Here is a 9,089-nt window from a genome sequence, read left to right as displayed (position 1 = left end):
CCGAACCCGGTCGGCGCGGCTGCGCGGGCCCTATCCGAGCGCTGCGAGGATATCCCGCACAGCCGCGCCGAGCGGGTGAGGGCTTCCAGAGTCCCAGTGTGAGCAGATGCGTGGCCGAGAGTAACGAGCCGGGTCGAGCGGCTGAGGGCTTCCGAGTGCCACAGACGGAGCGAGTTGCTATCAACTGTTACGAGAGCAAACGCCAACTTAACACGAGCCACACCCGAAACACGTTCATGCCATCAGTTACGGTCTGGAACGAGTACATCCACGAGCGCGAGGACGACGCCGTCGCCGACGTCTACCCCGATGGAATCCACACGACCATCGCCGCGGCGCTGGCCGAACGGGGCCACGACACCCGGACGGCGACACTCGACGAGCCCGAGCACGGGCTCACCGAGGCAGTCCTCGACGACACCGACGTGCTGGTCTGGTGGGGCCACGCCGCCCACGACGAGGTCGCGGACGAGGTCGTCGACCGGGTCGTCGACCGCGTCAACGAGGGGATGGGGCTGCTGGTCCTCCACTCCGCCCACGCCTCGAAGCCGTTCAAGCGCCTGCTCGGGACGCCGTGTGACCTGACCTGGCGCGAGGGCGACGAGCGCGAGCGGCTCTGGATTACGGACCCCGGCCATCCCATCGTCGACGGGCTGGGCGACGCCATCGTCATCGAGGAGACCGAGACCTACGGCGAGCCATTCGGCGTGCCCGAACCGGACAGCCTCGTCTTCACCTCGTGGTTCGAGGGCGGCGAGGTGTTCCGCTCCGGCTGTTGCTACCGGCGGGGACGCGGCCGGGTCTTCTACTTCCGGCCCGGCCACGAGACCTATCCCATCTACCACCGCGAGGACGTCCAGCGGGTGCTCGACAACGCTGTCGAGTGGGCTGCGCCGGGTGTGGGGGCCGACGCCCACGCCGGCAACCGGAACGTCGAGGCGCCCGAGTCCCGGTAAGCCGACCCGCAGGACGCCGATAGGTTAGCCGGAGCCTATCGGAGCTTTCGCGCGTGTCGCATGCGCGCACACGCGAACGCCGTCCCGCGAATCCGCCGAGTGATTTTTTACCATGAAGTACATAGTTATTCATGCAATGGGGTTCGGGAGCTACGACGAGTCAGAACAGGAAAACCAGGAGTACGACACAGATTTCGACGACGACGATGGGCTCGACACCGAGGGGGAGACCCATCAGGGGGACGTCGAATATGAATTCACCGCGTCGAACGACGAGCTGCTCGACCGGCTCGAAGAGATGAAGGAGGACAAGAGCACGAACACGTGAAACCGGGGCGACGTGCACTGGGCATCGCAGCGTCGGACCGGGACGACCGGAGCCATCTCGCCGGGGCCGTCGTCCGCGCGGACCGCGTGGTCGACGGGTTCGGTTTCGGGACCTGCACCGTCGGCGGGAGCGACGCGACGGCCGCCGTCTGCGACATTTTCGACCGACTCGACCGCGAGGACGTCCAGTTTCTCCTGCTGTCCGGCATCGCCCCGGCGTGGTTCAACGTGCTCGACCTCGACGCCGTCGCCGACCGAACGGGACTGCCGACGCTGTCGGTATCCTTCGAGGTGTCGCCGGGCCTCACCGACGCCATCCGTGACGCGTTCGACGACGAGGCTGCCGTCGAGGACCGACTGGCGACCTACCGCTCCCAGCCGGAGCGCCGCGAACTCACCGTCAACGACGAGACGCTGTTCGTCCGCAGCGTCGGCCTCGCACCCGACGACGCGGCCGACGTGGTTCGGGCGTTCACCCCCGACGGCGGCCGCCCGGAACCGCTCCGGGTGGCCCGACTCGCGGCACGGGCCGTCGCCGAGAGCGAGTGAGCGCGGGTTCGCCGCGTCGTACCAGTACACTGGGGTTGCCTCCGGCCACCGTTCCGGCGCGAGGGGCACCTCCGGCTACCGTTCCGGTGGGACACCGCCGCACACTCGCAACCACTGCCCTTGATACGGAGCCGCACCAAGCCACGTCTATGGGTACCATGGACGGGCTGACGGTGACCGAATGCCGGCGCTGTGAGGCGCTGTGTGAATCGCGCTCGCAGATCGTCAACGGCGTCGGCCCGGCGGACGCGGACCTGCTGTTCGTCGGCGAGGGTCCCGGCGCCAACGAGGACGAACAGGGCGAGCCCTTCGTCGGCCGCAGCGGCGACGTGTTAGACGAGACGCTGCGGGAGGTGGGACTCGACCGCGGTGACGTTCGCATCACCAACTGCGTGCGCTGTCGCCCGCCGGAGAACCGCGACCCACACAAGGAAGAGCTGGCGAACTGCCGGGGCTATCTGGAGCAGGAAATCGAGCTGGTGGACCCCGAACTCGTCGTCACGCTCGGGAAGGTGCCCGGCGAGCACCTCCTCGAACGGGACGTGGCCGTCACCGGCGAGGCCGGCGACGTGGCCGACATGACCGTCGACGGGAGCCCCCAGCCGGTGATGATATGTGTCCACCCGGCGGCGACGCTGTACGACCCGAGCCAGAATGAGACGTTCAGATCGACGCTGGAGAAGGCCGCAGAGTTTACTGACGGCGAGAGCGGGCAGAAGCGGCTGGGAGATTTCTAGGTTCATCCACCGCAGCAAGGGCTTCTGGCTGTTCGCGGTGTCAGTCAGTACAGGAGGCGATCTGACTTGCAGTAGCAACTCCACCGGAAACAAACTCACTCGTACTAGCCGCAAGTGCTGTCCGAAGGGGAAGCCACTTAGCCGGCCTTGGCGTATCCGGGGATATGAACGCCAGACAGACCACCGCGGAGGTGGTCGTCGTCGACTACGGGCTCGGGAACCTCCGGAGCGTGACCCGCGGCCTCGAACGCGCCGGGGCCGAGGTGACGCTGTCGGCGGACCCGGCGGAGTTCGGGAGCGCCGACGGCATCGTCCTCCCCGGCGTGGGGGCCTTCTCCGAGGGGATGGAGAACGCCGGGCCGTTCCGCGCGGCGCTGGAAGAGCAGGCCGCGGCCGGGACGCCGCTGTTTGGCATCTGTCTCGGGATGCAGATGCTGCTGACGACGAGCGAGGAGGCCGACCACGCGGGGCAGGGCGACGCCGAGGGGCTGGACCTCATCCCCGGACAGAACGTCCGCTTTTCCCGTGACCAGACGGTGCCCCACATGGGCTGGAACGAGCTCGACGTCCAGCGGGACCACCCGCTCGTCGAGGGCGTTGACAGCGTGGGGTCGAAGACCCCACGGGCAGACGGAACCGGTGGTTCCGTCGACAGGGACTACGCCTACTTCGTCCACTCCTACTACGCCGTGCCCGAGGACGACGACGCGGTCGTCGCCACCACCGACTACGGGACCGACTTCGCCTCCATCGTCGCCTCGGAGGCCGGCAACGTCTTCGGAACCCAGTTCCACCCCGAGAAGTCCGGCGAGACCGGGCTGCGGATTCTCCGGAACTACGTCGATTACTGCGTCGAACAGCGGTAGCGGAGCGTCGTACCGCACCGGAGGTGCAGGGATGCCCGACGGTGAGGTTCTTGTGTCGAGCGGGAGTTATTTCTACGTATGACCTCCGACGCGGAACCGGTGGTACTGCTGACCGGCGCCGGCTCCGGTATCGGCGCCGCGACGGCGCGTGCCTTCGCCGCTCGCGGGTGGACAGTCTACGCCACCGACGTGTCGACGCCGTTGCCCGAACGGGTCCGCGAGCGCTGTCGGACGCGGGAGCTAGACGTGACCAGCGACGAGCAGTGTCGCGCCGTCGCGGACGCCGTCCGTGCGGAGACCGGCGGTGTCGACTGCCTTGTCAACAACGCCGGCTACGCCGCACCGGGGCCGATAGAGGACGTGGACCCCGAGGTCGTTCGTGACGTGTTCGACGTCGTCGCGCACGGCCCACACCGACTCGCGCGGGCGGTCCTGCCGGAGATGCGCCGCGCCGGCGGCCGCATCGTCAACGTCTCCAGCGTGCTCGGGCGGAACGCCTACCCGGGCATGGGCGCCTACAGCGGCGCGAAGGCCGCGCTGTCGTCGATGACCGACGCGCTCCGGATGGAACTGGCCGACAACCCCGCCGTCCACGTCTCGCTCGTCGAGCCCGCGTGGGTCGAGACGACCTTCGCCGAGAACGCCCGCGGGAAGCTCGCCGACGACCGGACGGCCGACTACGACGCAGTGTACGAGGACTTAGAACGCGGCTGGGGGCTCGACGGCGGCCCGCTGGCGATGGCCCCCGAACGGGTCGCGGCGAGGATTCTCGACGCGGCGACCGAGGACGACCCCCGCGCACGCTACACGGTCGGCCGGCCCGCGGCGTTGCTGCGGTGGACCGAGCGGCTCCCAGCGTGGCTGTCGGACCCGGCGGTGCGCTGGTTCGGCCGACTGACGACGCGGCTGGCGCGGTGGTGGCGATGACCGCCGACGGCGGGAGCGTGACCCTCTCGACGGGCCAGACCGTGACGCTGCCCCTGGAGACGGCGGCGACAATAACCGGCGTGACGATGCCCGCCGACAGCGCCGCCGTCGCCGAGTTGCTGCCCGATGGGCTCCGGCCGGTTCGGCTCACCCCGCGGCGGGCCACCGTCACCGTCCTCGCCGTCGAATACCACCGCATCGGCGACGATGCGATGCGCCCCTACGACGAGCTCGCGGTCGTCCTGACGGCGACGCCCCGGCCGTCACCGCGCCCGCTGGTCCCCCTCGCGACCGGGGAGTACGGCGGCTACGTCCACTCGCTCCCGGTGACGACCGAACCCGCCCGCGCGCTCGGCGACGAGGTGTGGGGATTCCCGAAGACGGTCGCCCGGATATCTCACCACGACGAGGGGTCCCGACGCACGACGAGCGTCGTCGAGGACGGCGACCACGTCGTCACCGTAGATATCGCGCGTCCGCGGACCTGGCCGGCCACCTACGGGACGACCAGCTACACGGTCCGGGACGGCGAACTCGAAGCGCTCCCAGTCAGCATGGCCGGCCGCTTCGGGGTCCGACCGCTGTCCCGCGAGTTCGAGGTCATGGTCGGCTACCACGACCGGTCGGCGACGCTGCGCGACCTCGACCTCGGCGACCGTGCGCTCGCCCGGTTCGCGTTCGAGGGCGAGGTGACGTACGGTGGCGGGCGGCCGGTTGGCTGAGGGCGGCGATTGGCGGCGCAGCCGGCGGTCGTGGTGGCCGTGAAGCGCGTTTCATCGCGCGAGGACGGGGACGGGCAGGCTGTCGCAGGGCGCATACCGCTCGCCGTCGGCGAGCGGTTTCACTTCACGCGACCGAGCAGCGCGAGGGAGCGTGAAGGGAGTTTTTAGCGTAGATTTTTGCAAAGGGGGGTTCCCGCAGGCCGACGGAGTCGGCCGAGGAAACCCCTGCAGTAAAAAGGTACTATAGGAAGTCACGAACGTCCGAGTACCACATGTCGTGGGCGTCGACGGCGTCGATGGCGTCGGCGATGCGGACGGCGATGGCGTGCCAGCACAGCTGCTCGGGGTCCTCGCGGTCGAGATTGTACTCGGCGTCGGCACAGCCACACTGGCCGTCCTCGACGATGTACTCGTCCGCGTGGCCGACGACGACCGTGAAGTCCCGGTACCGCTTGACGCGGCCCTCGCCGACGGCTTCGATGGCCTGGCGGCCGCGTTTGCCGTGGACGTCGACGATAGCGGAGACTAGCTCCGGGGTCAGCTCCCCGGCGTCCGCTAATTGGGCCACCCATTCCTCGACAGCGGTCACACGCTCGATACGGACAGCGCCGACAAAACAGCGTCGGCTCGGCCGGGTGACCTGATAGCTCCGGTGTGGCACCGGGATGGCGTCGGAGAGCAGTTGGCCGTTTTCAGCCGTGATTACTGGCCCGGAAGCGTAAAACAGGCCCGAGACTCACGATGTGTCATGGCCGACATCCCGTGGCTCGCACTGGGGTCGTTCGGGGCGGGAGTCGGGTCGCTGTACGTGCTGGCACAGCTCAGAGCGCACTGGGACAAACCGGGCGCGCGGTGGTTCGTCGCGACCATCGCGACCATCACCGTCTGGTCGGTCGTCTACGGCGTTGCGCTGCTGGTGTCGAGGCCGTCCGTTCGGCTGGCGCTGGAGGCGACGACGTGGGTCTGTCTGCTGTGGCTGGGCTACTTCTTCCTCGCGTTCGCGCTGGGGTACACCGGCCGCCGGGCCATCCTCGAGAGTCCGCTGTTTCGCGGTCTCGCGGTCGTCCCGGGAGCGGTGTCGGTGCTCGCGCTGACGAACGGCGCACACGGGCTGCTGTGGACCGGCGCGCGGGTGACGGCGAGCGGGACGGCGTCGGTCGTCGAGACCGCCATCCAGCCGCTCGGCTATCTGTCGATTTTCGGCACGATGCTGTTCGTCGTGTTCGGGACGATGCTGGTGTTCGACACCGTGCTCAGCTACGGGCCGCTGTACCGTCGGGAAGCCATCGCGGTGGGGCTGAGCCCGGTTCCGCCCGGGCTGGCGGTGCTCGCCTGGGCGCTCGGCATCGGCCCGGCGGTGAACCTGACGACGCTCGCCTTCCTCCCGCATCTCGCGCTCGACGGCTACGCGTTCGTCCGCAGCGATATGTTCGAGTTCCATCCGGCGACCCGTCGGGCGGGCGAGCGGGCGGCCATCGACGACATCGCGACGCCGGTGGCTATCGTGGACGTGGCGGGCCGCGTCGTGAATCTCAATCCCGCCGCGGAGGCGATGCTCGGCGTCCCGAAGCGCGACGCTCTGACCGAGCCGCTGGACGGGCACGTCGACGGGGGCCGGTTCCGGCCGGGCGAGGACGACGACCGCTTCGGCGTCGAGAACAGCGGCCGCCGCCGGCAGTACAAGCTGCAACAGACCGAGCTCACCGACGGCGCTGGCACCCGGCTCGGCTACACCGTCGTCTTCCAGGACATCACCGACGAGATACGGCGGGAGCGGCGTCTAGAGGTGTTGAACCGGTTTCTCAGACACAACGTCCGCAACGAGAGCGTCGTCATCCAGGCCCGCGCGGAGCTGCTCGCGGACACCCTCGACGGGGAGTCGGCCGACCACGCGGCGACCATCGAACGGGCCGTCGACCGGCTCGTCGCCTCGGGCGATAAGGCCCGCACGCTCTCGGAGGCGGGGAGCGACGAGGCGGCGCTCGAACCCGTCGACCTGCGCGGGCTCGTCGAGGAGACCGTCGCGCCGCTTTCGGCCGAGTACGGCGGCACCGTGACCGTCGACGTCCCGGCGGACTGCACCGTCGAGAGCCAGCCGGTGTTGCTCGGCGTCGTCGTCGAGAACCTCGTCGAAAACGCCCTCCAGCACGTCCCCGACGCCGCGGTCACGGTGCGGGCGACAGTCGAGGACGACGCGGTCTCGCTCTCGGTCGCCGACGACGGACCGGGCATTCCGGAGCACGAGCTGGCGGTGTTACAGCGGGGCCAGGAGACCGCCCTCGAACACGGCAGCGGGATGGGGCTCTGGCTGGTCCGCTGGGCGACGACCTCGCTCGGCGGCGAGCTCTCCTTCGACAGGAGCGGCGGTACGACGGTGACGGTCCGGCTCCCAGTCGCGGCCGAAGCGACTGTGCGTGAGAAGCACTGACTCGCGGGCGTCCGAACGACTTAACGGCCGTCGCCGGCAGGAGTCGGTATGCGCGTCAGTGAAGGGCAGGTGACCGTCACGGTCCCCGAACAGCCCGACGCGGGGAAGGGAGCCGACGTGTTTTTCAACCCCGTCCAGGAGCTGAATCGAGACCTGACCGTGGCGACGTTGCGGGCCTACCGGGAGCGGACACCGCGGGTCGAGACGTATCTCGACGCCACCGCCGCCAGTGGCATCCGCGGCGTCCGAGCGGCGGCCGACGGCTGGGAGACGGCGCTGTGTGACGTGGACGACGACGCCGTAGTGCTGTGCCGGGAGAACCTCGACGCGAACGGCCTCGACGGCGAGGTCCACCACGAGAACGCCAACGTCCTCATGCACTCGGAGGCGTTCGACGTGGTCGACCTCGACCCGTTCGGGACGCCGATTCCGTTCGCCGACGCCGCGGTGCAGGGCACGAAACACCTGCTCTGTGTCACCGCCACCGACACCGCGCCGCTGTGTGGCGCCCACTTCGAGAGCGGCGTCCGCAGCTACGGCGCAGTGCCGCGAAACACGGAGTTCCACGCCGAGATGGGGCTTCGGGTCCTGCTGTCGGCGATGGTCCGGACCGCCGCCCGCTACGACATCGCCGCCCGGCCGATACTGAGCCACGCGACGAGTCACTACGTCCGCACCTATCTGGAGTTCGACCACGGGGCCAAGGTAGCCAACGACTGCATCGACGAGCTGGGCCACGTCTACTACTGCCAGCGCTGTCTCTGGCGGGAGGCGGAGCGCGGGCTCATCGCCGACGCCCCCGACGCATGCCCGCACTGCGACGAACACCTCCAGACCGCCGGCCCCATCTGGCTGGCCCGGACCTGCGAGCCGGCCTTCGCCGAGGCGGTCACCGACCACGTCACCGAGGAGATGGGGACCGCCGGGAAGGTCGAGTCGCTGCTTTCGACGCTGGCAGCCGAGCTGGACACGCCGACCCACTACGACCAGCACCGCCTCTGCAAGCGCTGGGGCCGCGGCGCCGAGGCGATGGACACCTTCATCGAGAAACTGCGGTCGGCGGGCTACGAGGCCTCGCGAACGCACTACGGCGGGACGACGGTCAAGACCGACGCCGACGTGGTCGAAATCCGCGAAGCGACCGCCGACTAGCGCTCCGCCGAGCCGCTGCCCCACCGCTGTATCGTCTCGACGACGGCGTAGGCCAGCAGATACACCGGCCGGAGGAAGTAGTTCACCATGCCGAGCAGGCCGAGCAGGCCGCCCAGCGCCTGCAGTTCCTCGGGCGAGGCCGCCGGCTCCAGAAGGAGCGGGAGCGCCGCGAGGACCGGGGCGAGCCACAGTGAGTCGAGCAAGCCGTCGACGTCGATTCCGAGGACCGGGCCGACGTGTGGCGTCGGACGGGTGAGATACAGCCCGACCGCCAGCGCGAGGAAGACACCGACGAGCACCAGCGAGGCCGCCGCGCCGGCCAGCCCGAGCGCGAGCAGGATAGCGGCGGCGACGAGACACAGCACCGTCACCTGCATCGTCCCCGTCCGTATGGCCGTCTCCATGTCCGGACCTCGCAGTGGCGG

11 protein-coding genes are annotated in these 9,089 nt (G+C 69.4%); 9 read left to right on the top strand and 2 right to left on the bottom strand.

Going from position 1 to position 9,089, the window contains the following annotated elements:
* Window positions 1-236: 236 nt before the first annotated feature.
* The 7 genes from NDI56_RS13430 (at window position 237) to NDI56_RS13400 (ending at window position 5,084) form a co-directional block, all read left to right on the top strand.
* Window positions 237-956, top strand: a complete 720-nt coding sequence (locus NDI56_RS13430) for a ThuA domain-containing protein (protein WP_310920050.1) — start codon at window positions 237-239, stop codon at window positions 954-956.
* 136 nt (window positions 957-1,092) lie between these two features.
* A complete protein-coding gene (locus tag NDI56_RS13425) occupies window positions 1,093-1,284 on the top strand; it encodes a DUF5786 family protein (RefSeq protein ID WP_310920138.1) in 192 nt (63 codons plus the stop codon).
* Entirely contained in the window at window positions 1,281-1,832 is a 552-nt protein-coding gene (locus NDI56_RS13420) for an endonuclease dU (protein ID WP_310920049.1), read from the top strand. Before NDI56_RS13425 ends, NDI56_RS13420 begins: the two co-directional genes overlap by 4 nt.
* 149 nt (window positions 1,833-1,981) lie before the next feature.
* On the top strand, window positions 1,982-2,569 hold the full coding sequence (locus tag NDI56_RS13415; protein WP_310920048.1) for a uracil-DNA glycosylase: 588 nt from the start codon (window positions 1,982-1,984) through the stop codon (window positions 2,567-2,569).
* A gap of 164 nt (window positions 2,570-2,733) precedes the next feature.
* Entirely contained in the window at window positions 2,734-3,435 is a 702-nt protein-coding gene (gene hisH / locus NDI56_RS13410) for an imidazole glycerol phosphate synthase subunit HisH (RefSeq protein ID WP_310920047.1), read from the top strand.
* A 78-nt stretch (window positions 3,436-3,513) separates the two neighbouring features.
* The gene (locus NDI56_RS13405) at window positions 3,514-4,362 is read left to right on the top strand and encodes an SDR family oxidoreductase (RefSeq protein ID WP_310920046.1); all 849 of its coding nucleotides are present in this window, start codon (window positions 3,514-3,516) and stop codon (window positions 4,360-4,362) included.
* Window positions 4,359-5,084, top strand: coding sequence for an acetoacetate decarboxylase family protein (locus NDI56_RS13400; protein WP_310920045.1), 726 nt, complete (start codon window positions 4,359-4,361; stop codon window positions 5,082-5,084). The genes NDI56_RS13405 and NDI56_RS13400 overlap by 4 nt, the downstream gene beginning before the upstream one ends.
* Before the next feature lie 241 nt (window positions 5,085-5,325).
* On the opposite strand, the gene NDI56_RS13395 is transcribed toward NDI56_RS13400, so the two are convergent.
* Window positions 5,326-5,673: a hypothetical protein gene (locus NDI56_RS13395; RefSeq protein ID WP_310920044.1), complete on the bottom strand. Its 348-nt coding sequence runs from the start codon at window positions 5,671-5,673 to the stop codon at window positions 5,326-5,328.
* A gap of 159 nt (window positions 5,674-5,832) precedes the next feature.
* Here NDI56_RS13395 and NDI56_RS13390 point away from each other — a divergent pair, with 159 nt between their 5' ends.
* Together NDI56_RS13390 and NDI56_RS13385 are read left to right on the top strand one after the other, a co-directional pair.
* Complete coding sequence (locus NDI56_RS13390; RefSeq protein WP_310920043.1) at window positions 5,833-7,512, top strand: histidine kinase N-terminal 7TM domain-containing protein; 1,680 nt, start codon at window positions 5,833-5,835, stop codon at window positions 7,510-7,512.
* Between the two features lie 48 nt (window positions 7,513-7,560).
* Window positions 7,561-8,664, top strand: a complete 1,104-nt coding sequence (locus tag NDI56_RS13385; protein ID WP_310920042.1) for a tRNA (guanine(26)-N(2))-dimethyltransferase — start codon at window positions 7,561-7,563, stop codon at window positions 8,662-8,664.
* On the opposite strand, the gene NDI56_RS13380 is transcribed toward NDI56_RS13385, so the two are convergent.
* Window positions 8,661-9,068, bottom strand: coding sequence for a hypothetical protein (locus tag NDI56_RS13380; protein WP_310920041.1), 408 nt, complete (start codon window positions 9,066-9,068; stop codon window positions 8,661-8,663). The two genes, NDI56_RS13385 and NDI56_RS13380, sit on opposite strands and share 4 nt — an antisense overlap.
* Window positions 9,069-9,089 lie beyond the last annotated feature (21 nt).

This window comes from Halomicroarcula saliterrae (genome assembly GCF_031624395.1).
GTDB classification, from domain to species: Archaea; Halobacteriota; Halobacteria; order Halobacteriales; family Haloarculaceae; genus Haloarcula; species Haloarcula saliterrae.
Note: the sequence above shows the minus strand (reverse complement) of the source record. Positions and strands in the feature narration are given on the sequence as shown.

Bases quoted from the DNA above. Each gene is read 5' to 3' on its own strand.
- NDI56_RS13430 (WP_310920050.1), top strand. From the start codon at position 237: ATGCCATCAGTTACGGTCTGGAACGAGTACATCCACGAGCGCGAGGAC.
- NDI56_RS13425 (WP_310920138.1), top strand. From the start codon at position 1,093: ATGGGGTTCGGGAGCTACGACGAGTCAGAACAGGAAAACCAGGAGTAC.
- NDI56_RS13415 (WP_310920048.1), top strand. From the start codon at position 1,982: ATGGGTACCATGGACGGGCTGACGGTGACCGAATGCCGGCGCTGTGAG.
- hisH (WP_310920047.1), top strand. From the start codon at position 2,734: ATGAACGCCAGACAGACCACCGCGGAGGTGGTCGTCGTCGACTACGGG.
- NDI56_RS13405 (WP_310920046.1), top strand. From the start codon at position 3,514: ATGACCTCCGACGCGGAACCGGTGGTACTGCTGACCGGCGCCGGCTCC.
- NDI56_RS13400 (WP_310920045.1), top strand. From the start codon at position 4,359: ATGACCGCCGACGGCGGGAGCGTGACCCTCTCGACGGGCCAGACCGTG.
- NDI56_RS13390 (WP_310920043.1), top strand. From the start codon at position 5,833: ATGGCCGACATCCCGTGGCTCGCACTGGGGTCGTTCGGGGCGGGAGTC.
- NDI56_RS13385 (WP_310920042.1), top strand. From the start codon at position 7,561: ATGCGCGTCAGTGAAGGGCAGGTGACCGTCACGGTCCCCGAACAGCCC.
- NDI56_RS13380 (WP_310920041.1), bottom strand. From the start codon at position 9,068: ATGGAGACGGCCATACGGACGGGGACGATGCAGGTGACGGTGCTGTGT.